We start from the raw sequence: 21,226 nt of genomic DNA, 5'->3' as shown, positions 1-21,226 counted from the left end.
TCCGCGGCCGTTCCCCCGGCGCCGGACCGTGGCCGCGTGCCGCCCGGGTGCCGTCACCAGCACATGACGGCCGTCTCTCCCGAACCCCAGGTGGAGTACAGGCGGACCCGGACGGTGTAGCGGCGGCCCCTGACGAGGCGGACCCGGACGGCGGCGTTGTCCGGCGTGCCGCCGTCGTCGTGCCCCGCGAGGAAGCGCGGTTCCCCGTCACGCTCCTCGAAGACCACCAGCACGGTGTCGGCGTCGCCGAAGGTCCCCACGGTGTACTCGCGGGTCTCCGGCGGCTCGAGGGTGAAGTCGGCCTGCCCGCCCGCCCCGAGCCCGATCGGCGCCGACCGGAACGGCACCAGCGCGGCCGGCTCGGACAGCCCGGTGGGCGGGTACCAGCGCAGCACGAACTCCTTGTCGGCCGGGGACGGGGAGCAGGGCGGGCGCAACCCCCCGCGGTACTGCTCCGGCTCCAGCACCAGCCCCGGCCCGATCGGCAGCGTCATGACCGACTGCGGATCCCACACCGAGCCGTCCGCCGCGCAGGCGTCCAGCCGGCGCAGCACGTTCGTGTACGTCGTCTCCCGGCTCCAGAAGTTGGGCGGGCCCGCCAGCTCGGCGTACACGGCCTCGTCGTCCCAGTGGAGCCCGGCGACCGGGCTCTGGTGCTCATGCACCATGCCGAGCGCGTGCCCGATCTGGTGCAGGACCGTCCCGCGCTCACCGGGCGCGGTCACGTCCCAGCCGAAGTTGACGGTGCGCTCACCGCGCCCGGCCGACAGCGCCTCCCGGCCGACCGCCGACCAGGAACCGGCACCGGCCTGGAACCCGATCCGCAGCTCCGCCTCGTGACGGTCGCCGACCTCGGTGAACGTGACGCCGATACCGAGGTCCTGCCACTCGTGGAAACACCCGCGGACCACGTCCCGCTGCTCCTCGCCGCCCGCCCACGGCACCCGGCGCAGCTCGCCTGTCCCGGGGACCGGGATCACCGAGGCGTCGGAGCGGGTGTCCAGGAAGCCGTAGTGCAGGACCGTGCCGTTGACCCACATCCGCCGCCCGGCGAGCAGCGCGCCCAGCCGCCCGGCGGTCAGCCCCGGTGCGAAGGCCGGGGCCGGCTGCCGCGGAAGCGAGCAGAGGCGTCGGGTCATGCGGCCAGCGTGCCGCACCGCCGGGCCGCACGCCTGAGTCGGGGGCTACTCAAGTCACCCTGTATCAAACCTGAGTACGCTCGCTCAGGATGACGTGAGAACTGACGAGCAGGACGCGACCACGCCCGCACAGCCCTGGCCGTTCACGGGCCGGACGGACGAACTGGACCTGGTGCGCGGGGCGTCGGCCGCCGGCCGGCCCGGCATCGTGGTGACCGGACCGGCCGGACGCGGCAAGACCCGGCTGATCACGGAGGCGGTGCGGGGCACGGACCACGCCCGGGTGACCGGTACTCCCGAGGCCCGCGGCCTGCGCTTCGGCGCCTTCGCCCCGCTGCTCCCCGGCACCCTCTCGCTGCACCACGCGGTCCACGCCCTGTCCGGGGTACGGCTGCTCGTCGTGGACGACGCGCAGCTGCTGGACGAGGCCTCGGCCGCTCTGGTCCACCAGCTCGCCGTGCACGGGCACACCCGCCTGCTCGTGGCCGCCGCCGACGAGACGCCCGCGCCGGGCGCGGTGTCCCGGCTGTGGACCGGGGAGCTGCTGCCCCGGCTGGCCCTCGCCCCGCTGTCCCGGGAGGACACCGCACGGCTGCTGGCCGGCGCCGCACTGGAACCGCTGACCGTGCGCAGGCTGCACCGGGCGTGCCGGGGCGATCTGCGGCTGCTGCGCGACCTGGTGACCGGGCTCGCCGCGTCCGGACGGCTGACGCCTGTCCCGAGCACCGGCGAACGGGCCTGGCGGGGCGCGCCACCGCTCACCCCGGCCGTCCGGGAGCGGCTCGCCCCCGCGCTGGAGCGGTCCGGCCCGGGTGAGCGTGACGCCCTGGAACGCCTGGCGTTCGCCGAACCCCGGCCGCTGCCGGTGGACGGGCTGGATCTGGACGCCCTCGAACGCCTGGAGGCGGACGGCCTCGTCGACGTCGACGACCAGGGAGCCGTCACCCTCGCCCACCCCCTGCACGGCCCCGTGCTGCGCGCCGCGGCCGGCCGCCTGCGGGCCCGCCGGCTGGGCCGCGCGCCCTTCGCGTACGGGCCGGCGCTGGCCGCCGAACAGCGCGTCCTCGTCAGCCGGTTGGAGCGGCTGGACGTACGGACGGTGCCGACGCCGGTGGGGGAGTGGCTGGTGGCGGAGGGCGGTCCGCTGCCCGCCGGGTACGCCGCGGTCCGCGCCCGTTTCGCGCGGCTGCGGGGCGAGCTGCGCGAGGCGGCGGCCTGGGCCGGGGAGGGGCTGCGGGAGGCGCCCGGGGACACCGGGTGCCGGACGGAGCTGGCCCTGGCGGAAGGGGTGCCGGGCGAGACGGCCGATCCCGACGACGTCCACGCGCTCTACGGCGCGGTACGACTCGGCGCTCCCCGGGAGGCCGTCGGACGGCTGCCGGCCGGCAGTGTGTTCGCCCGGCACGCCGAGGCGCTGGCCCGCGGCGACGGGAGTGCGCTGGACCGGGCCGCGCAGGCGCTGGCGGGGCGGGGTTTCCTGCTGTACGCGGCGGAGGCCCACGCCCAGGCCGCACGGGCCCACCGTGACCCGCGTGCCGCGCGGCTGTCCCGCACCCGGGCCGTCGCCCTGGCCCGCCGCTGCGAGGGGGCCCGCACGCCGGCCCTGACCGGGCTCCTCCTCGGTGAACTCACCGCACGGCAACGGCAGATCGTCGCGCTGGCGGCGGCCGGGCTCAGCAACCGGGAGATCGCCGAGAAGCTGACCCTGTCCGTGCGGACGGTGGGCAACCACCTGTACGGCGCCTACACCCGGCTGGGTACGGCGGGCCGCGGCACCCTGCCCTGGCTGGTGGACGCGCCCGAGCGGGAGACGGCGTAGAGGCGCGCCCGCACACCGTCCCTCACGCCGCCCCGCGTACCATCCCTCACGCCGCCCCGCACACCGTCCCTCACGCCGCCCCGAACGCCGCGAACGCCCAGCCCGTCGCCTGGTGGACCGCGTCGCCCGGCAGCGTCGTACGGGCGTCCCGCAGGGCCTCGGCCAGGGAGAGACCCGCGCCGAGGCCCTTGTGCAGGGCCAGCATCAGCGGCACCACCGCCGCGTCGTTGACCGGCGCGCTGCTGGCCACCACCCCGGCCGTGCCCAGCGGCAGCAACGCGGTGACCAGGCCGAGCAGTTCGTCGGCGCCGACCGAGGCGAGGCGGGCGGTGTCGCAGCTGGACAGGATGATCCGGTACGGGCTGCGGGACAGCCGCTCGAAGTCGTGGACGATCAGCGGCCCGTCGGCCATCCGCAGGGCGGAGAACAGCGGGCTGTCCGCGCGGAACGTGCCGTGCGCCGCGAGATGGGCGAGGCCCGCCCCGTCGAGTTCCGCCAGCACCCGCGGCACCTGGGCGTCGTCGCCCTCCAGGACCGTCGCCGCGCCGTACCGGCCGGCCAGTTCGGGCACCTCCGCACCACCCGTCGCCAGGCCGGGACCGCGCACCAGCACCGGCCGGCCCTCCGGCGGCGGCTCCGTCTCCCGGGCCCGCAGCCAGCTGCCCGCCGACGGCGACACGCTCAGCACCCGCTCCCGCAGCGCGGGCAGCAGCGCCCACGGCACCCGGTGCAGCGCTCCCGGCGGCACGACCACCACCGGGCCCGGACCGAGCCACTTCGCCGCCCCGGCCAGCAGCAGCTCCTGCAACCGCCGGCCCGCCGCCTCCACCAGCGGCAGCCGCGCCTCGGCACCCGGGTGCGCGAGCCGCCGCAGCCCGGCCTGCACATGCCCGGCCTCCGCCACCGCCTCCGCCAGCGACCCGCCGGCGAACCGCCGTACCCGGCCCTGCCCGCACAGCAGCACGTGCACCCGGCCGTCCACGACGGCCAGTTCCACCAGCCACCCGTCACCGAGCCGGTCCAGCAGCCGGGCCACGTCCAAGCGGTCTCCCGCGCCGGTGGCGGCGCCGCCCATGTGCCGGGTCCGGGAGCGGATCTCCCGCTCCAGGCGCCGCTGTTCGCGTTCCAGTGCCGGTACCGGGCGGCCCTCCATCCGGGCGGCCTCCGCGCGGGCCGCGATCTCCCGGTAGGCGGTCAGACCGCTCAGCAGCGCCGGATCGTGCGGCGGCCGGGCCGGCGGCGCGGACAGCACGGTCGCCCGCCACCGCTCGCTCCACACCAGCAGCCGCCGCGGACCGCCCTGGGCGAGGCTCACCTCCTGCGCGAGCGCGGCCAGTTCGGCACCCTGCGCGGTGGCGTGGGCGCGCAGCTCCGAGGCGCCCAGCGTCATCCGGTGGTCGTCCAGCACGTCCAGGCCGCGCCGGCACGCCTCCAGCACACCCCGCCGCGAACCGGCGGCCCGCGCCCGCAGCGCCTGCGCCGCCCAGCCGGTCATCCGGGCCGGTGGCAGCCCGCAGTTCCGGCTGCGGGCGGCCACCGCCAGATGCCGTTCGGCGTCCGCCGTCCAGCCCAGCTCCAGCGCGATCCGGCCGGCGAGCAGCGAGGCCTCGGGGGCGGCGGGCGACCCGAAGGAGGCCAGCCGCTCGGCGACCGCCGCCGCGTCCCCCACCAGCCGCCCCGAGCGCCGGCCGGCCGCCACCCGCGCCTCGATCAGCACCAGCCGGGCGTGCGTCTCCCACCATGTCCGGCGCTGCGCGGCGAACAGGCGTACGGCGACGGCGGCGCGGGCGGTCGCGGTGTGCGGGTCCCCGGCCGAGCGGGCGGCCCGCGCCGCCGCGAGCAGCAGCTCGGCCCTGCGGGTGGACTGCCCGCCGATCCGGTCCAGCACCGCGCCGGCCGCGTCCGCCTCGGCCAGCGCCTCCGGGGCGAGCCCCGCCGCCATCAGCACCTCGCAGCGCCGGATCGACAGGTTGTAGGTGGGCGTGCCCAGCTTGGCGTACCGCTCCTCGGCCTCGTCCAGCAGCCGCAGCGCCGCCGGGATGTCCCCGGAGCGGAACGCGGCCAGCCCCCGGCTCTCCACCGCGTCCGCCTTGTCGTGCTCCTGGCCGGTGGTGTCCCACAACCGCTCCGCCGCCGTGAAGTCCGCGACCGCCCGGTCCACCGCCCCGAGCGCCAGGTGCACGGTCGCCCGCAGCGTCAGCGCCCGCGCGGTCCAGATGTCGTCGCCGGCCTGCCGCAGCACAGGCAGCGCCCGCCGGACGTCCTCCAGCGCCTCCCGGTGCCGCCCCAGCACCCACCACACATACGCCCGCCGGAACAGCACCCGGGCCCGGGTGTGCCCGCTGCCGCGGGCGACCCCCCGCTCGAACGACGCGAGCCCCTGCCGCGTGCGCCCCGCGTGCACCAGTGCGACCCCCAGCGTCGCGAGCACATCGGCCTCCCGGTCGGCCGACTCGGCGCGCGCGGCCAGGTCCCGGGCCCGCCGCAGATGCCGGAGCGCGATGCGCAGATCCCCGAAGTCCCGCTGCCAGATGCCGAGCACCTGGTGGGCCACGCTGGCGTGCAACGGCGGCGCGGCGGAGCGCAGGACGTGTTCGGCACGTGCCCGGGCCTCGCCCGGATCGGCGAACACCATGGGCAGCAGTTCGAGCACCGACTCGCTTCCCGCTGTCACGTCTCGCATGGTAGTGGCCTGCTGTATCAGACGGTGGTCCCGCGGCTCTCACTGTCGGACACCGTCCCGAGGGGGAGATCACGACATGGCACTACAGCGATTCCACGAGCAGTTCGAGCACATCCGGCGCTCCCTGCCGGACGTCCCCCTCACCATGGGGCCCGACGACACCCCCGGCCTCCTCTACGAGAAGGGTGTCGTCCTCGTCCGGGGCGGCGAGGACGCCCGGTTCGTCGAGGACGCCGTGCGCGCCCACTTCACCGAGACCCCGGGCCTCGTCCCCGACCACGTGGGCCGCGTGGACCCGCCGGCGGACCGCACCGGCGTCACCCGCGTCCGCGTCGGCGATCCCGCCGGGGGCGAGGACACCGTGCCGCACGCGCTGCGCGCCGTACGGGCGGCCGAGCGGCGCCGGGGCCGCCGGCTGGCCGGCCGCAACCACGTGCTGCACATCGCGGTCAACGCCTGCCCCGGCGACGAACCCGTGCCCGCCGCGCGCACCGAGGCCGCCAACCCTGCCGTCCGGGGGGCCCGTCACGACCCGGCCACGGCCGTCGGCGTCCTCGTGATCGACACCGGCCTGGTGCACGACCACCTCGCCTACCCGCCGCTCGCCCACACCACCGGCGACGCCCAGCTGACCGAGACCGACGGCGACGGGGTGCTCCACCAGTACGTCGGCCACGGCACGTTCATCGCCGGGATCGTCGCGGCCCTCGCGCCCAACACCGACATCACCGTCCGGGGCACCCTCAACGACGCCGGTGCCGTACTGGAGTCCGAGTTCGCCGGTCGGCTCTTCGAGGCCGTCGACCGGGACGGCTGGCCGGACATCATCAGCCTGTCCGCCGGCACCCCCGGCGCGGACGCCGACGGCCTGATCGGCCTCGACGGGTTCATGCGGGAACTGCGCGAGCGGCGCACCCTGCTGGTCGCCGCCGCCGGCAACAACGGCAGCGACACCCCGTTCTGGCCCGCCGCCTACGCCGCCCTGCCCGAGTACGCGGACTGCGTGCTCTCGGTCGGCGCCCTGCGCGCGGACGGCGAGTCGGGGGCCTGCTTCACCAACCACGGCCCCTGGGTGCGCGTCCACGCCCCCGGCGAGCGCCTCACCAGCGCCCTCACCGGCTTCGTCACCCCCGTGCCGTACGTCTACCAGCACTCCACCTACGACGACTGCCGGTTCGGCGCCGACTACGCCTGCACCTGCCAGTACCCACGTCACACCGGCGTGCTGAGCGAGGGCCGGGAGAACACCGGCGGCAAACCCGACCAGGTGATGTTCGACGGCCTCGCGCAGTGGAGCGGCACCTCCTTCGCCGCACCGGTGGCCGCGGGACTCGTCGCCGCCCGGATGACGGCGTACGCCGAGCGCGACCCGCGGGTGGCCGCCGCCCGGCTGCTGGCGGCCGGCACCCACCGGGCTCAGGTGCGCGGGGCGCACGTCCCCGCGCTCATGCCGCCCACCTGGCGCCCCGTCCGCACCGTGATCCCGGCGCTGCCCGCATGACGGCCGGAACCCTCCGCTCCGCGGCGTACGATGACGTGCCGTACACAAGGGGTGGAGCCGTGGAGCGAGCAGAGGTCGGCGCGCTGGTCCGGGCCGCCGTCGACGGGGACGCCGCGGCCTGGAAGGCGCTGGTGGAAGGAATGAGTCCGCTGGTGTGGTCGGTGGTGCGCGCACACCGGCTCTCGGACGCCGACGGGCACGAGGTCTTCCAGACCGTGTGGTTCCGCTTCGCCCAGCATCTGCGCCGGATCCGGGAACCCGACAAGACCGCCGCCTGGCTGGCCAGTACCGCCCGCCACGAGTGCCTGAAGGTGCTCAGGCAGCTGACGCGGCTCACCCTGACCGACGATCCGCAGCTGCTCGACCGGGCCAGCCAGGACCGGACGCCGGAGGAGTCGCTGATCGACAGCGAGGAGGCGGCGGACCGGGCCGAGCGGATCCGCCGGCTCTGGCAGGAGCTGGACTCACTGGGCGAGCGCTGCCGGCAGCTGCTGCGCGTGCTGATGGCCTCGCCACCGCCCAGTTACGGGGAGATCTCCGCCGCCCTCGGTATCGCGGTCGGCAGCATCGGCCCGCTGCGCCAGCGCTGTCTGCGCCGGCTGCGGGCCCGGATGGACACACGGGGTGCGGTGTGAACGACGACGAGCTGCGCCGGGAAGCGGTCCCGGACGAGGACGGGTACGCGGACACGCTGCTGGAGGAGGAACTGCGCCTGGCCGCCGCCGTCCTGGACCCCGTCCCGGCCGAACTGCTCCAGAGCGCCCTGGACGCCTACGCCCTGCACGACCTGGACGCCCGGCTCGCCGAGCTGACCTTCGACTCGCTCGTGGACGCGCTGCCGGTCCGGGGCGCCACGGACGCGCCGCGCATGCTGACGTTCCGGGCGGGCGAGGTGACCGTCGACGTCGAGGTCACCGCCGACGGGCTGATCGGCCAGGTGCTGCCGCCGCAGCCGGCCCGGATCGAGGTGCTCGGCGGCCCCCGGGCCCCGCGCCCGGTCGCCGCCGACACCCTCGGCCGGTTCACCAGCGACACGCCGCCGGCCGGCCCGTTCGCCCTGCGGTTGCGCACCGGCGCGGAGGTGATCGTCACCGAGTGGCTGCGGGCCTGACCCCGTTCACCGGACGGGGGCGGGGCCTGGGCTACAGGGCGTCGACGAGCGTGGCCAGCGCCGAGGCGAGCCGGTCCAGGCCCGGCCCGGTGGGGCCGCCCGGCTCGGTCATGTAGACGTCCCGCCGGATCTCCACCATCAGCGCGCCGACCCGGGCGTCGGTGCCGTAGAAGTCCAGCGGTACGTACGTCCCCGCGAACGGGGTGTCCAGCCCGGTCTCCCCGCATCCGGCGAACGCCCGGCGCGCGGCCTCGATCAGCGCGGGCGGGGTGTGGAAGGCGTCCGTGCCCAGGCACACCGGCGGGCGCGGCCCGGTGCCGTGCAGTTCGTAGGGGAGCGGTGCGGCCGGATACGAGTGCACGTCGATGATCACGGCCCGTCCGGTGGCGGCCAGCCGTCCGGCGACCGCCTCCGTCATGGCCTCGGCGTACGGCCGGAAGTAGCGGGCGAGCAACGGCTCGGGGTCGGTGTCCGCGGGCCGCAGTTCACCGCGGTGCGTGGTCCGCGTGTACACGGCGCCCATCCCGGCGGCGAGCATCTCCTCCCGCTCGTCGGGGAACCGTTCCGGGTCCACGACCAGCCGTGACAGCCGGTTCACGAACCGCCAGGGCCGGACCCCGGCGAGCGCGGCGGCCCGTTCGGCGATCTCGGCGGTGTGCGCGTCCGTGATGTGGTCCAGCTCCCGTTCCAGTTCCGCGTCGTCCAGCAGGATGCCGCCGCGTACGTCCCCGGGTACCGCCCGCGCGGAGTGCGGCACGTGCAGCAGGACGGGCGAGCCGGCGGCACCGGGCAGGAGGTCGAAGGAGGACACTGGCGGCTCCCGGGGTGCGGTGGGCAGTGGGTACGGCTCCGCCCCGGCCGGGTGGTGCCGGCCGGGGCGGAGACTACGGCGACCAGGGCGACGGTCGGGCCGCGAGCGTCAGCTCAGCGACGCCAGCGCCTCGTTCCAGGTGGCCGACGGGCGCATGACCGCGTCCGCCTTGGCCTGGTCGACCTGGTAGTAGCCGCCGATGTCGACCGGAGAACCCTGGACGGCGTTCAGCTCGTCCACGATCCGCTGCTCGTTCGCGGCGAGGTTCTCGGCCAGTGGCGCGAACGCCTTGGCCAGCTCGGCGTCGTCGGTCTGCCGCGCCAGCTCCTGCGCCCAGTACAGGGACAGGTAGAAGTGGCTGCCGCGGTTGTCGATGCCGCCGACGCGCCGGGTCGGGGACTTGTCCTCCTCGAGGAAGGTCGCCGTGGCGCGGTCCAGGGTGTCGGCGAGCACCTTGGCACGGGTGTTGCCGGTGGTCTCGGCGAACTGCTCGAAGGAGGGCACGAGCGCGAAGAACTCGCCGAGGGAGTCCCAGCGCAGGTAGTTCTCCTTGACCAGCTGCTGGACGTGCTTGGGCGCGGAGCCGCCGGCGCCCGTCTCGAACAGGCCGCCGCCCGCCATCAGCGGGACGACCGACAGCATCTTGGCGCTGGTGCCCAGCTCCATGATCGGGAAGAGGTCGGTCAGGTAGTCGCGCAGCACGTTGCCGGTGACCGAGATGGTGTTCTCGCCGCGGCGGATGCGCTCCACCGACAGCTTGGTCGCCTGGACCGGGTCGAGGATCCGGATGTCGAGACCCTCGGTGTCGTGCTCCGGCAGGTACTGCCGGACCTTGGCGATGAGCTGCGCGTCGTGGGCGCGGGTCTCGTCCAGCCAGAACACGGCCGGGTCGCCGGTGGCGCGGGCACGGGTGACGGCCAGCTTCACCCAGTCGCGGATCGGGTCGTCCTTGGTCTGGCAGGCGCGGAAGATGTCGCCCGCGGCGACCGGCTGCTCGATCAGCACGTTGCCGGCCCGGTCGGTCAGGCGGACGGTGCCGGCGGCCGGGACCTCGAAGGTCTTGTCGTGGGAGCCGTACTCCTCGGCCTTCTGCGCCATGAGGCCGACGTTCGGGACGGAGCCCATGGTCGACGGGTCGTAGGCGCCGTTGGCCCGGCAGTCGTCGATGACGGCCTGGTAGACACCGGCGTAGGAGGAGTCCGGGATGACGGCGAGGGCGTCGTGCTCCTGGCCGTCCGGGCCCCACATGTGGCCGGAGGTGCGGATCATCGCCGGCATGGAGGCGTCGATGATGACGTCCGAGGGCACGTGCAGGTTGGTGATGCCCTTGTCGGAGTCGACCATGGCGAGGGCCGGGCCCTCGGCGATCTCCGCGTCGAAGGAGGCCTTGATCTCGGCGCCCTCGGGCAGCTGCTCCAGGCCCTTCAGGATGCCGCCGAGGCCGTCGTTCGGGGTGAGGCCGGCCGCCTTCAGGGTCTCGCCGTACTTCGCGAACGTCTTCGGGAAGAAGGTGCGCACCACATGGCCGAAGATGATCGGGTCGGAGACCTTCATCATCGTCGCCTTCAGGTGCACGGAGAACAGGACGCCCTCCTCCTTGGCCCGGGCGACCTGCGCGGCGAGGAACGTGTTCAGCTCGGCCACGCGCAGCACGGAGGCGTCGACGACCTCGTCCTTGCGGACCGGTACGGACTCACGCAGCACGGTGGTGGTGCCGTCCTCGGCGACCAGCTCGATCCGCAGCGCGCCGTCCTCGGCGATCACCACGGACTTCTCGGTGGAACGGAAGTCGTTCTCGCCCATGGTCGCCACGTCGGTGCGGGACTCGCTGCTCCAGGCACCCATGCGGTGCGGGTGCGCCTTGGCGTAGTTCTTCACCGAGGCCGGGGCGCGGCGGTCGGAGTTGCCCTCGCGCAGCACCGGGTTGACGGCGGAGCCCTTGACCTTGTCGTAACGGGCGCGGATGTCGCGCTCCTCGTCGGTCCTGGGGTCGTCCGGGTAGTCCGGCAGGGCGTAGCCCTTGCCCTGGAGCTCGGCGACGGCGGCCTTGAGCTGCGGGATCGACGCCGAGATGTTCGGCAGCTTGATGATGTTGGCGGCGGGGGTCTTGGCCAGCTCGCCCAGCTCGGTCAGCGCGTCCGGGACGCGCTGGTCCTCGGTCAGGTACTCAGGGAAGACGGCGATGATGCGCCCTGCCAGCGAGATGTCGCGGGTCTCCACGGGCACACCGGCCTGCGAGGCGTACGCCCGGATCACCGGCAGGAACGAATGCGTCGCCAGGGCCGGGGCCTCGTCTGTGTAGGTGTAGATGATGGTCGAGTCAGTCACCGGGTGCTCCGCTCCACGTCTGCAACATTGCTCGACATCAAGATATCTCGTGACCGGGGTCGGTGGGACAGGGGTCCTGGCCGGAAAACTCGCCGCCGTCCTCGCCGCCCGCCATCTCGCGCGCGATCCAGCGGCATATGACGTCCACCACGTACAGATGTTCGACGCGGGTCAGCTCCCGTCCCGCGGGGATGCCGTGCCAGCGTGCGAGGCAGCCCCGGCAGCAGGTGGCGGTGGCGTGCTGGGCCACGAACACGGGGTGCCCCCGGTACGGCGTCTGCCTGCCGTCCTTGTACGGCTCGGCCGGCGCCAGCCGCTTGGCGACCAGGTCGTACGCGTGCCACCGGAGGGTCGCCGGGCCCTTCAGCGCGGCGGTCGCCCGGTCCCGGCCGCGCAGGCGGAAGCCCGCCCGGAACGGCTGCCGGGCGAGCGCGTCCAGCCGCCGGTCCAGGGAGCGGAGCGCGCGGGCCCGCTCCTCGTCCATCACCGGCCCCCGCCGGCTCAGGCCAGCAGCCGGCGCTTCTGGCTCTCGAACTCCTCGTCCGTCAGCACTCCCTGGGCCTTGAGGTCGGCCAGCTGCTTGAGCTGGTCGATCCGGTGGCTCATGTCGTCGGAGGCGGGAGCGGCAGCGGAAACGGGGGCGGTCGCCGGGGGCGCCGCGGGCGGGGGCGGCGGGGCCTGCTGCTGTGCGTACTGCTGCTGTTCGTACGCCTGCTGCTGTTCGTAGTCCTGCTGCGCCCAGCGGCCCGCCTGCCGCCGGGAGACCCGGTTGGACACGGCGGTGGCGGTTCCGGCGACGACGGCTGTGCGTGCGACGCCCCTGAGCAGTCCGGGCATGTCGGTCATCTCCAAGTCGATCGATGCGCCGGCCGGTGCGGGACCGGCTCAGGCGGCTGCGGAACCGCCGGGCGGCACGGTGTCCTCCATGGCGTCCAGGGAGGCGAGCAGGGCCTGTACGGGGATGCGGCCGCTCGCGACGAGCTGCCCCCCGCTGCGCCGCAGCGCTCGGGCCAGCGGAGCCGCCCACAGGTTCTCGTACACCAGCACCGCGGACGCGTTACCGGGTTCCAGGGCGTTGGCGGCCTCCTCCAGATCGCTCTGGTCCAGCACGCCGGACGAGGCTCCCTCGAAGACGGACAGATCCACCTCGCCGCCGAGGTCCTTCAGTTCCAGCGCGACGACCGAGCCGTCCGCCTCCTTGCGTACGAACGCCAGGTCGATGATGCGGATGATGCCGCGCTCGGCGAGATCGACCAGCAGGGGGAACGCCTCGCCCGTCATGCGGTTCCCGGGGAACTCGATGACCAGATAGTCGACGGGGCCCATCTCTTCGACACTGTCCATGGCCACTCCTCATCGAAACCGGACAAAGGCCGGACGGGAGCCTGGGCGGCCGCAGGTCCGGCCGTACCGTCGTCCTGGCAGCACCTTCACGGCCGATGGCCGGCGGCCCCCGCCTGCCATTGCAGCACGCGGCCCGCAGGCCCGCACTTCCGCGCCCGCGAGTCGGGCGGCGCCCCGGGCCGAGGCGCGGTCCGTCTTCCTCACGGGCCGCGCGGACGGCGCCTGCCCGTCCGCGTGAGCCGGCCCGACGCCCGCCCGGATGCCGCCGGCCGGCTCACGCCCCACCCTGGACGCAGCGAACGCGGTGGCAGTGCGGACAGGGGCAGCGAAGGGACCAACGTCATGCCGTGCCCGGAACCCTGATGGCGGCGGACGGGCGTGCCCAGCGGCTGATGGCCCGGGCGAGGTCGGCGCACCGGCGGGCGGAGAGCCGCCTGCCGGTCCTCACGCACCTCGCGGACCGCATGGTGTCCGTGAACATCTTCGACTCCGCCACCCGCCTGGCCGCGCAGTGCTTCCTGACCGCGGTCCCGCTGCTGTTCGTCGTCGGGGCCTACGCCCCGCCGCAGGTGCGCCATCAGCTGGTCGACTCCGTGCAGGCGGTGTTCGGGCTGTCCGGTTCGGCGAGCACCGAACTGAAGCACGTGCTCCAGCCCACGACGCACGACCTCCAGCAGGCCACCGGCGTCGTGGGCGCCCTGATGGTGCTGCTGTCGGCCACCGCGGTCAGCCGGGCGCTGCAACGGCTGTGCAAGCGCGCGTGGGAGATTCCCCGGGCGGGCACCAGGGTCGCCCTCTGGCGCTGGCCGGCCTGGCTCCTCCTGTGGCTCGGTGTCCTGGTCCTCCAGGGACCCGTACGGGACGGGTTCGGGGCCGGCGCCTGGCTGGGCGCCCCCCTCACACTCGTCGTCCAGACGGGCCTGTGGTGGTGGACCCAGCACCTGCTGCTGGGCGGGCGGATCGGCTGGCGACCCCTGCTGCCGGGTGCCGTGATCACGGCGACCGTCCTCACCGCGCTGACGGTCACCGCCCGCCTGTACATGCCGCGCGCGCTCGACCGCGCCTTGACCGAGTACGGTCCCGTCGGTTCCGTGTTCGTGCTGCTCTCCTGGCTGATCGTGGTCTGTGTCGCGGCCGCCGTCAGCGTCAGCGCGGGCGCCGTCCTGGCCCAGGAGCCCTTCCTGGCCCGCCGCCTGGGCAGCCCGCCGCCCCTGCGTGACCTCCGCCCGCCCGCCTCCTGACGATCCGCCGCGGCGTGCCCGGCGTCGTCCGTCCGGTCCACCCGGCGTGCGACCGCGCCACGGAGCTGAGGCAATGGGGCGTGTCCAGGCACCTACCGCGCCGGAGAACCCCGTGACCGAGCCGACCGACCCGCACCCGCCGGACCCGGACCCGGACCGGACCCCGGACCCCGGCCGGGCCCCGGGCTCCGACCGGCACCCGGACCCGGATCGGCACCCGGACCCGGATCGGAGGCCGGATAGGGACCGGACCTCGCCGGACCGTGACGCCACCGCTCCCGGCGGTACGGGGCGGCCACCCGGAGGGCAGGCCGGCGGAACCGCCGCCGGTGCCGCCGGCCGCACGGCGCGCAGCGTGGCCTCGGCCGTGCTCATCGTCCTCACCTGCGTTCTCGTCCCGGTCGCCCTCATGGCCACCTGGGTGCACGACATCGCGCTCGACACCGACCGCTACGTCTCCACCGTCGCGCCCCTCGCCACCGACCCCGCCGTCCAGGACGCCGCCGTCCACCGCATCACCGAGGCCGTGGACACCCGCGTGAACGGCACGCAGGCGGCCGCGGACATGGCCAACTGGCTGAGGTCCCAGGGCCTGCCGCCGCGCGCCGCCGACGCGATCCGTGGGCTGGGGCCCCAGCTCGACTCCGCCGTCGACCAGGCCGTCACCAGGATCGCCACGCGGGTCGTCCGGAGCGACGCCTTCGCCACGGTGTGGCGCACCGCCAACCGGGCGGCCCACAACGCCGTCGTGCACGCCCTGACCGGCAAGGGGCGCGGCGCGGTCGGAGTCAGCGACGGCACGGTCACCCTGGACGTGGGTACGGCCGTCGACCGGGTCAAGAAGGAGCTGGTCGACGCGGGCCTGAAACCCGCCGACAAGATCCCGCAGGTGAACAAGGAGTTCGTGCTGTTCCAGTCCGACCAGCTCGCCAAGTACCGCAAGGCCGCACACCTCCTCGACATCGTCGGGAACTGGTTCCCGGTGCTCGTCGTCGTCCTCGGCGCCGCCGGAGTGCTCCTGGCCCACCGGCGCCGACGAGCCCTGGTACGCACCGCGCTGGGAGCCTCCCTCGCCTGCCTGGCGGTCGCCGTCGCCCTGGTCGTGGCCCGCCACTACTACCTCGACCACCTGCCGCCCCAGGTGCAGTCCGAGGCCGCAGCCGCGGCCGTCTTCGACACCCTGCTCCGCTTCCTGCGGGTCAGCCTGCGGACGGCCGTCGTCCTGGGCGTCGTCATCGCCCTCGGCGCCTATCTCGTCGGACCGGGCCGGCTGCCCGTGGCGATCCGCGGCGCGTCCGACCACACGGCGGACTCCGCGGCGCGGTGGGCGGCGGGCCACCACATCGGCACCGGGCAGGCCGGTGCCTGGACCCTGGCCCACCGCCGGTGGCTCACCCTGGCCGCCCTGCTGGTCATCGCGTTCGTCTTCGCGCTCTGGAACCACCCGACGGTTCTCACGGTCCTGCTGCTGGTCCTGGTCCTCCTCGGCATCCTGGCGCTGCTCGCCCTGCTGGCGGCCACCGCCCGCGTCCGGACCCCCGCGGCGGGCGGGCGGACACCTCCGCCCGGCGACGAGCACTGACGGCGGCACCCGCCCTGGTGGCGATTCCGCGCCGCGCGGGACCGGGCGGGACCCGTGCCCGGCCCCGCCCGGTCCCGCGCGAACTGCGCCGGGGCCGCAGGACTGGGATGCTGATCGAGTGGAGCCCTCCCCACGGTCCGACGGACAGGTGGTGATCCAGTGTCCGAGAGGCAGCAGAGCGCGCCGGGTCCGGCCGTCGCGTACGTCGATCCGCTGGGCGAGCCGTTCCTCCGGACCCGGCTCGCGGTACCGGCCAGGCCGGCCACCTTCCTGCGTCGGCCACGGCTCGCCGCACACCTCGACCAGGCCTTCGACACCCCGCTGACGGTGGTCGACGGCTCGGCCGGCGCGGGCAAGACCCTGCTGGTCGCGGACTGGGCCGCCGGGCTCCGCCGGCCGGTCGCCTGGCTGACGGGCGAGCCGGGGGACCAGGGCTGCGGGATGTTCTGGGCCTATGTGCTCCAGGCCCTGCGCGCCTCCGGCGTGCCCCTCCCGCCCGGCATCGGCTGCCCGGGGGACGCCGGCCGGGTGGAGCACAGGCTGCTGGTCCGGCTCGCCGACGACCTCAGCGGGCGCGAGGAGCCCGTCGTCCTCGTGCTCGACGACTCCGACCGGATGACCTCCGCGCCGATCGCCGAACAGCTGGAGTTCGTCCTGCACCACGCCGGACCGGGTCTGCGCCTGATACTCGTCTCACGCACCGAACCGCTGCTGCCGCTGCACCGCTACCGGGCGGCCGGAGCCGTCACCGAGATCCGGGACGCCGAGCTGGCCTTCACCGAGGAGGAGGCCGCGGCACTCCTGGAACTGCACGGACTACGGCTTCCCCCGGAGGCCACCCGCGCCCTGGTGAAGCGCACCGGGGGCTGGGCCGCCGGGCTGCGCCTGAGCGCTTTGGCCGCCGAGCGGAGCCCGGACCCCGAGAGGTACCTGAAGGACTTCGAGGCGGGCCGCGGCACGATCGCCGACTTCCTGCTCGCCGAGGTGCTCAAGCGGCAGACGGCCCGCACGCAGGATCTTTTGCTGCGGGTCAGCGTCACGGACCGGTTCTGCCCCGCTCTGGCCGCCGAGCTGACCGGCCACGGCGGTGCGGAGCCGATCCTCGCCGCGCTGCGCGGCCAGAACGCGTTCGTGGAGGACCTGGGACAGTCCTGGTACCGCCTGCACCCCCTGTTCGGGGAGATCCTCCGGGCCCATCTGCGGGCCCGCTCGCCCGGGCTCGAACCGGAACTCCACCGGCGTGCCGCGCGGTGGCTGCGGGCCTGCGGCCTCCTCCCCGAGGCGCTGGCGCACGGCGCCGCCGCGGGCGACTGGAACTTCACCGCCCGGGCCCTCGTCGACGACCTGGCGATCGGCCAGCTGCTCGGCGGACTGCGCGCGGACGGCCTCACCGAGCTGTTCTCACCGATGGGACCCGAGGTCAAGGGCGCGGCGGCGGACCTGGTGCGCGCCGCCCGCGACCTGTCCGAGCGCGAGGTGGACCGGGGTCTGGCCCATCTGCGCCGGGCCGAGGAGCAGCTGGCCGCGCAGGGGCCCGACGCCGCACAGGGGTCCGACGCCGCGCTCCGGCTGAGCTGCCTGCTGCTCCAGACCCTGGGTGCCCGGCTGTCGGGGTCGCCCGGCACGGCCGAGCAGGCCGTGGCGGCCGCCGAGGACCTGCGGGGCGAGGTCTCCGCCCGGCTGCTGGAGAAACACCCCGAACTCACCGCCCTCCTGCTGACCCACCTGGGCTCGGCCCGGCTGTGGGCCGGCCGTTTCGACGACGCACGTGCCGCGCTGTCCGAGGTGGCCTCGGGTCCGGGCGGGGCGGCGACCGCCCTGCCCCGGGAGGACTCCCTCGGGCAGCTGGCACTGATCGACTATCTGGACGGCCGGCTCTGCCGTGCCGAACGCACCGCGCTGGCGGCCCTGACCGGGACGGAGACGTCCGGTGCGGGCCACTCCCGCTCGGTCGGCGAGGGCCTCGGCCATCTGGTGCTGGCGGCCGTGGCCGTGGACCGCGGCGAACTCGGGCGGGCCCGGACCCTGCTGGACGAGGCGGCGGGCCGCGGTTCGCCGCGCGATCCGGTGACGGCCACCAGCCGGTCCCTCGCGACGGCGGGACTGCTGCTGGCCCGGGACGAGCCCGTGGCCGCCGCGGCGGCGGCCGTCCCCACCGTGCCGGCCCTCGTGGCCTCCCCCTGGGCGGAGGTCCGGACGGCGCTGATCACCTCCGCGGCCCATCTGGCCGAGGGCCGCCCGGACAGTGCCGTCAAGGTCCTCGACGACGTGTCCTGCGCCGCTGAGCCCGCGTACGCGGCCGAGATCGCCTGGGCCCAGCTCGCCGCCGGGAACCGCGAGGCGGCCATCGGCCTGCTCGACCAGGTCGGGCCCGGGGACCGTACCGACCCGCGGACGACCGTCCGGGCCGCGCTGGTGCGCGCCCGGGACGCCGAGGAGGCGGGGGACACCGCCACCGCCCGCAAGCAGCTCGCCCACGCCCTTCTGGAGGCCCGGCAGGAGCGGCTGCGGCGGCCCTTCCTCGACGCCGGGCCCGGTATCCGGCGCCTGCTCGACTCGCCGCCCCTCCAGGGACTGGCCGCGGGCTGGCTCACGCCGGACCGCCGCGGCCCGCAGGACGGCCCGGAACCGGGCGCGTACGCCCCCTGCCTCGTCGTGGAGGAACTGAGCGGGCGTGAACGCGAGGTCGTGGGCGGGCTGGCCGACATGATGTCCACGCAGGAGATCGCCGCCCACCTGTACGTCTCCGTCAACACGGTGAAGACCCACCTCAAGAGCGCCTACCGCAAACTCGGGGTGAACACACGCGCCGACGCGGTACGCCGGGCCCGTGAGCACGGGCAGATCTGACCGTCCGCCGGGCGGGACCGTCCGCGGCCGGCGTGGCGGCGCCACGAGTGCACGAAAGGCGACGCCGATGTCCCCGACCGACCGGGCCGCGGCCCCCGAACGCCGGATCGGGCGCCGCTCCCACGCCGACTACACGGGCGCCGTCTACGGGTCGATGCTCGCCGCGTCCGTGGTGATCGGCGCCTCCGGCCTGGGTGAGTTCCCCCGGCTGGAGCTGATGCTCCTGCTGCTGGGCACCGGCCTTGTCTTCTGGGTCGGCCACATCCACGCCCACCTGTTCGGGGCCCGCCTCGCGCAGCGCTCACTGGACCGGCCGACCGTGCTGCGCGTGTGCCGCGAGGAGTGGCCGATCGTCGAGGCGGCCGTCCCGCCGGCCGTCGCGGTGGCCGTCAGCCCGCTCTTCGGCCTGGGCGTGCGGGGCGCGGGCTGGCTGGCGGTCGGGGTGGCCGTGGCCGGTCAGGTGGGCTGGTCCGCGGTCGGCGCGCGGCGGGCGGGAGCGTCCTGGCGTCTGGTGGCGGGCGCCGCGGCGGTCAATCTGCTGCTCGGTCTGGCGATCATCTCGGTCAAGATCGTTGTCACTCACTGATGCGGCGTAGCCGCCCCCGGGGGGCAGGTCACCTGTGCCGGGTGAGGCCCCGCGCGGCCTGAGGTAGCAGCATCACGAGGAGACCGCAACCGGCCCGCGGCGGGAGAAGGCCACATGCGCTACGAGATCCGTGTCGACGGACACATGTCGGAGACCATGGCCCAGGCTTTTCCGGAACTCGAACGGGTGCTGATGTCCGGGCAGACGGTCCTGTTCGGTCCCGTCATCGACGAGGCTCACCTGTACGGGTTGCTCAACCGCTGCCAGTCGCTCGGACTGCGGGTCGTGGAGATGCGGCAACTGCCGGAGTGAACGGCGCCCCGGCCCGGCACCGCCCTTCCGGCCGTGCGGTCCGCCCACGGCCCACCCCCACGCCACGCCGGGACCGCACCGCGAGGATCACCCGCGGTGGGTGATCCGGCGCACCGCAGCTCCGGCCATGCTGTTGAGCCGAGGGGCCGTGTGCCGTCCTGTCGGGGATCCGCGGACGGTCCGGTCAGGGACACGCGAGGAGGAGCCATGACCGAGTCGCGTGGACAGGCGCCGCGGACCGGACAGTCGTATCCGTCCGGCGGGACGGCCACCGGTCCCACCGAGACCATGACGGTGATCGCCCGCTCCTGGACCTGGACCCTGGGAGCGGCGGTCGTCACGCTCGTACCGGGCGTGCTGATCCTCGTCTGGCCGGACGAGACGCTGCATGTCCTGGCGGTCATCATCGGGCTCTGCCTGCTGCTCAACGGCGCGTTCCGGTTCGTGACGGCGTTCGCGCGCCAGGAGCACGGGGAACGGCTTCCCGGACTGCTGGCCGCGGTGCTGTACGTCCTGGCCGGAGTGCTCTGCCTGCGCAACCCGCTGCAGACCATCGCCGCCCTGTCGCTGATCGTCGGGCTGGTCTGGCTGGCGTCGGGCGTCCTCACGCTCTACACGGCGATCGCCGTCCGGGAGCTGCCGCACCGGGTGGTCGTCCTGGGTGCCGCGCTGCTCGGCATCGTCGCCGGGATCGTGGTGCTGGCGCTGCCCGCCGAGTCGGCGCGCGCGCTGACCCGGCTGCTCGGTCTGTGGCTCGTGCTGCTGGGCCTGGTCGAGCTGGGCGTCGCCTTCGCCTGGCGGGCCGCCCTGCGCAGGAGCGGCGGCACGCTGCCGGGCGCGCCCGGCCCCGCCGCCTGACCCGCGCGGACAGGCTCACCCGCTCCGGGTGAGGACGCGATCCGCTCGCCGTGTGCACGCTGAAAGCGGCAGAAGCCGGCTCGGCGAACCGTACGTGCCGGCGCCCCGGACGGAGGAGAGACATGAGCGCGCAGAACTACCTCGCGTACGACTATCCGCTGCTGAGCGCCTTCTGGACCATGCTGGTGTTCTTCCTGTGGATCCTGTGGTTCGTCCTGCTGTTCCGGATCATCGTCGACATCTTCCGCGACGACGACATGAACGGCTGGGCCAAGGCCGGCTGGACGCTGTTCGTCGTCGTGCTGCCCTTCCTGGGCGTCTTCGTCTACCTGATCGCCCGCGGCAAGGGCATGGGCGAGCGCGAGATGACGGAAGCGCGCGCCCGGCAGGAGGCCCTCGACTCCTACGTGCGGGAGACCGCGCGGTCCGGTGAGGCACGGCCGAGCCACGCCGACGAACTCGGCAAGCTGTCCGAGATGCGCTCCCGCGGCGACATCACCGACGACGAGTTCCGCAGGGCCAAGGAGCTGGTCCTCACCGGGGCCGGACCGGCCCGTCCCTCCGACACCGTGCCCACCGCCTCCGGGCGCTGAGCGGCGCCCACGACAACGAATCGAGGACTCCGTATGACCGCCACACATCCCACCAGTGCCCACACGCGCTCCGCCAAGCAGGCGTGGGCGGGCGGCCTGACGTCCTTCGCCGGGGTCATGCTGTCGATCGCCGGACTGCTCGCCGTGTTCCGGGGCATCATGGCGATCGCCCACGACGCCGTCTTCGTCTCGACACCCAACTACGTCTTCAAGTTCAACCTCACCAGCTGGGGCTGGATCCACCTGATCCTGGGCGTGCTCGCGGTGATCGTGGGCTTCGGCCTGCTGGGGCGGGCGACGTGGGCACGCGTGTCCGGCGTGGTCGTCGCCGGACTGGTCATCATCGCCAACTTCCTCTCGCTGCCGTACTACCCGCTGTGGTCGATCGTGCTGATCGCGCTCTCCGGGTTCATCATCTGGGCCCTCTGCGTGCTCGAGGACGACGACCTCGCCGCACGTCCGTAGCGG

At 74.7% G+C, this 21,226-nt stretch carries 19 protein-coding genes; 12 read left to right on the top strand and 7 right to left on the bottom strand.

From position 1 onward, the window contains the following. Window positions 1–53 precede the first annotated feature (53 nt). Window positions 54–1,139 carry a M12 family metallopeptidase gene (locus tag ACGFT1_RS27050; protein ID WP_373911587.1) on the bottom strand — a complete coding sequence of 362 codons (1,086 nt, stop codon included), beginning with the start codon at window positions 1,137–1,139 and terminating at the stop codon, window positions 54–56. 94 nt (window positions 1,140–1,233) lie between these two features. Between ACGFT1_RS27050 and ACGFT1_RS27045 the strand changes: the two genes are divergently transcribed. Continuing rightward, window positions 1,234–2,958 carry a LuxR C-terminal-related transcriptional regulator gene (locus tag ACGFT1_RS27045; RefSeq protein ID WP_373911586.1) on the top strand — a complete coding sequence of 575 codons (1,725 nt, stop codon included), beginning with the start codon at window positions 1,234–1,236 and terminating at the stop codon, window positions 2,956–2,958. Window positions 2,959–3,028: 70 nt separating this feature from the next. Here the strand turns inward: ACGFT1_RS27045 and ACGFT1_RS27040 are convergent, their stop codons facing one another. Beyond that, a complete protein-coding gene (locus ACGFT1_RS27040; RefSeq protein ID WP_373911585.1) occupies window positions 3,029–5,641 on the bottom strand; it encodes a CHAT domain-containing protein in 2,613 nt (870 codons plus the stop codon). 76 nt (window positions 5,642–5,717) lie between these two features. On the opposite strand from ACGFT1_RS27040, the gene ACGFT1_RS27035 reads away from it, so the two are divergent. From ACGFT1_RS27035 to ACGFT1_RS27025, 3 genes are read left to right on the top strand one after another with little or no spacing between them, the layout of a single operon-like run. Beyond that, window positions 5,718–7,142 (top strand): S8/S53 family peptidase, encoded by a 1,425-nt coding sequence (locus ACGFT1_RS27035; RefSeq protein ID WP_373911584.1) that lies wholly within the window; start codon window positions 5,718–5,720, stop codon window positions 7,140–7,142. Then, a complete protein-coding gene (locus tag ACGFT1_RS27030) occupies window positions 7,139–7,777 on the top strand; it encodes an RNA polymerase sigma factor (protein ID WP_373911583.1) in 639 nt (212 codons plus the stop codon). Before ACGFT1_RS27035 ends, ACGFT1_RS27030 begins: the two co-directional genes overlap by 4 nt. After that, window positions 7,774–8,253, top strand: a complete 480-nt coding sequence (locus ACGFT1_RS27025; protein ID WP_373911582.1) for a hypothetical protein — start codon at window positions 7,774–7,776, stop codon at window positions 8,251–8,253. Before ACGFT1_RS27030 ends, ACGFT1_RS27025 begins: the two co-directional genes overlap by 4 nt. Window positions 8,254–8,284: 31 nt before the next feature. Here the strand turns inward: ACGFT1_RS27025 and ACGFT1_RS27020 are convergent, their stop codons facing one another. The 5 genes from ACGFT1_RS27020 to ACGFT1_RS27000 form a co-directional block, all read right to left on the bottom strand. After that, window positions 8,285–9,064 carry an N-formylglutamate amidohydrolase gene (locus ACGFT1_RS27020; protein WP_373911581.1) on the bottom strand — a complete coding sequence of 260 codons (780 nt, stop codon included), beginning with the start codon at window positions 9,062–9,064 and terminating at the stop codon, window positions 8,285–8,287. Window positions 9,065–9,172: 108 nt separating this feature from the next. Next, on the bottom strand, window positions 9,173–11,392 hold the full coding sequence (locus tag ACGFT1_RS27015) for an NADP-dependent isocitrate dehydrogenase (RefSeq protein ID WP_373911580.1): 2,220 nt from the start codon (window positions 11,390–11,392) through the stop codon (window positions 9,173–9,175). Window positions 11,393–11,429: 37 nt separating this feature from the next. Then, complete coding sequence (locus ACGFT1_RS27010) at window positions 11,430–11,876, bottom strand: DUF4186 domain-containing protein (protein ID WP_373911579.1); 447 nt, start codon at window positions 11,874–11,876, stop codon at window positions 11,430–11,432. A 17-nt stretch (window positions 11,877–11,893) separates the two neighbouring features. Continuing rightward, a complete protein-coding gene (locus ACGFT1_RS27005; RefSeq protein ID WP_373911664.1) occupies window positions 11,894–12,229 on the bottom strand; it encodes an SHOCT domain-containing protein in 336 nt (111 codons plus the stop codon). A gap of 48 nt (window positions 12,230–12,277) precedes the next feature. Next, the gene (locus ACGFT1_RS27000; RefSeq protein ID WP_373911578.1) at window positions 12,278–12,736 is read right to left on the bottom strand and encodes a DUF6325 family protein; all 459 of its coding nucleotides are present in this window, start codon (window positions 12,734–12,736) and stop codon (window positions 12,278–12,280) included. A 347-nt stretch (window positions 12,737–13,083) separates the two neighbouring features. On the opposite strand from ACGFT1_RS27000, the gene ACGFT1_RS26995 reads away from it, so the two are divergent. From ACGFT1_RS26995 to ACGFT1_RS26960, 8 genes are all read left to right on the top strand, one after another. Continuing rightward, window positions 13,084–13,977, top strand: coding sequence for a YhjD/YihY/BrkB family envelope integrity protein (locus tag ACGFT1_RS26995; RefSeq protein WP_373911577.1), 894 nt, complete (start codon window positions 13,084–13,086; stop codon window positions 13,975–13,977). Between the two features lie 355 nt (window positions 13,978–14,332). Next, the gene (locus ACGFT1_RS26990; RefSeq protein ID WP_373911576.1) at window positions 14,333–15,559 is read left to right on the top strand and encodes a hypothetical protein; all 1,227 of its coding nucleotides are present in this window, start codon (window positions 14,333–14,335) and stop codon (window positions 15,557–15,559) included. 159 nt (window positions 15,560–15,718) lie between these two features. Beyond that, entirely contained in the window at window positions 15,719–18,409 is a 2,691-nt protein-coding gene (locus tag ACGFT1_RS26985; RefSeq protein WP_373911575.1) for a LuxR C-terminal-related transcriptional regulator, read from the top strand. 67 nt (window positions 18,410–18,476) lie between these two features. After that, window positions 18,477–18,995, top strand: coding sequence for a hypothetical protein (locus tag ACGFT1_RS26980; RefSeq protein ID WP_373911574.1), 519 nt, complete (start codon window positions 18,477–18,479; stop codon window positions 18,993–18,995). Window positions 18,996–19,109: 114 nt separating this feature from the next. Further along, entirely contained in the window at window positions 19,110–19,307 is a 198-nt protein-coding gene (locus tag ACGFT1_RS26975; RefSeq protein WP_373911573.1) for a hypothetical protein, read from the top strand. 207 nt (window positions 19,308–19,514) lie between these two features. Continuing rightward, window positions 19,515–20,165, top strand: a complete 651-nt coding sequence (locus ACGFT1_RS26970) for an HdeD family acid-resistance protein (RefSeq protein WP_373911572.1) — start codon at window positions 19,515–19,517, stop codon at window positions 20,163–20,165. Between the two features lie 122 nt (window positions 20,166–20,287). Further along, window positions 20,288–20,758, top strand: coding sequence for an SHOCT domain-containing protein (locus ACGFT1_RS26965; protein ID WP_373911571.1), 471 nt, complete (start codon window positions 20,288–20,290; stop codon window positions 20,756–20,758). 33 nt (window positions 20,759–20,791) lie between these two features. Beyond that, window positions 20,792–21,223, top strand: coding sequence for a hypothetical protein (locus ACGFT1_RS26960; protein WP_373911570.1), 432 nt, complete (start codon window positions 20,792–20,794; stop codon window positions 21,221–21,223). Window positions 21,224–21,226 lie beyond the last annotated feature (3 nt).

Origin of the sequence: Streptomyces sp. Y20, from assembly GCF_043195475.1 — a bacterium.
GTDB lineage: Bacteria > Actinomycetota > Actinomycetes > Streptomycetales > Streptomycetaceae > Streptomyces.
This window is presented reverse-complemented; position numbering and strand designations above follow the sequence as displayed.

Excerpts from the sequence above, each read along its gene's own strand:
- ACGFT1_RS27050 (WP_373911587.1), bottom strand. The coding sequence starts at position 1,139 with ATGACCCGACGCCTCTGCTCGCTTCCGCGGCAGCCGGCCCCGGCCTTC.
- ACGFT1_RS27040 (WP_373911585.1), bottom strand. The coding sequence starts at position 5,641 with ATGCGAGACGTGACAGCGGGAAGCGAGTCGGTGCTCGAACTGCTGCCC.
- ACGFT1_RS27035 (WP_373911584.1), top strand. The coding sequence starts at position 5,718 with ATGGCACTACAGCGATTCCACGAGCAGTTCGAGCACATCCGGCGCTCC.
- ACGFT1_RS27030 (WP_373911583.1), top strand. The coding sequence starts at position 7,139 with ATGACGGCCGGAACCCTCCGCTCCGCGGCGTACGATGACGTGCCGTAC.
- ACGFT1_RS27010 (WP_373911579.1), bottom strand. The coding sequence starts at position 11,876 with ATGGACGAGGAGCGGGCCCGCGCGCTCCGCTCCCTGGACCGGCGGCTG.
- ACGFT1_RS27005 (WP_373911664.1), bottom strand. The coding sequence starts at position 12,229 with ATGCCCGGACTGCTCAGGGGCGTCGCACGCACAGCCGTCGTCGCCGGA.
- ACGFT1_RS27000 (WP_373911578.1), bottom strand. The coding sequence starts at position 12,736 with ATGGACAGTGTCGAAGAGATGGGCCCCGTCGACTATCTGGTCATCGAG.
- ACGFT1_RS26980 (WP_373911574.1), top strand. The coding sequence starts at position 18,477 with ATGTCCCCGACCGACCGGGCCGCGGCCCCCGAACGCCGGATCGGGCGC.
- ACGFT1_RS26975 (WP_373911573.1), top strand. The coding sequence starts at position 19,110 with ATGCGCTACGAGATCCGTGTCGACGGACACATGTCGGAGACCATGGCC.
- ACGFT1_RS26970 (WP_373911572.1), top strand. The coding sequence starts at position 19,515 with ATGACCGAGTCGCGTGGACAGGCGCCGCGGACCGGACAGTCGTATCCG.
- ACGFT1_RS26965 (WP_373911571.1), top strand. The coding sequence starts at position 20,288 with ATGAGCGCGCAGAACTACCTCGCGTACGACTATCCGCTGCTGAGCGCC.
- ACGFT1_RS26960 (WP_373911570.1), top strand. The coding sequence starts at position 20,792 with ATGACCGCCACACATCCCACCAGTGCCCACACGCGCTCCGCCAAGCAG.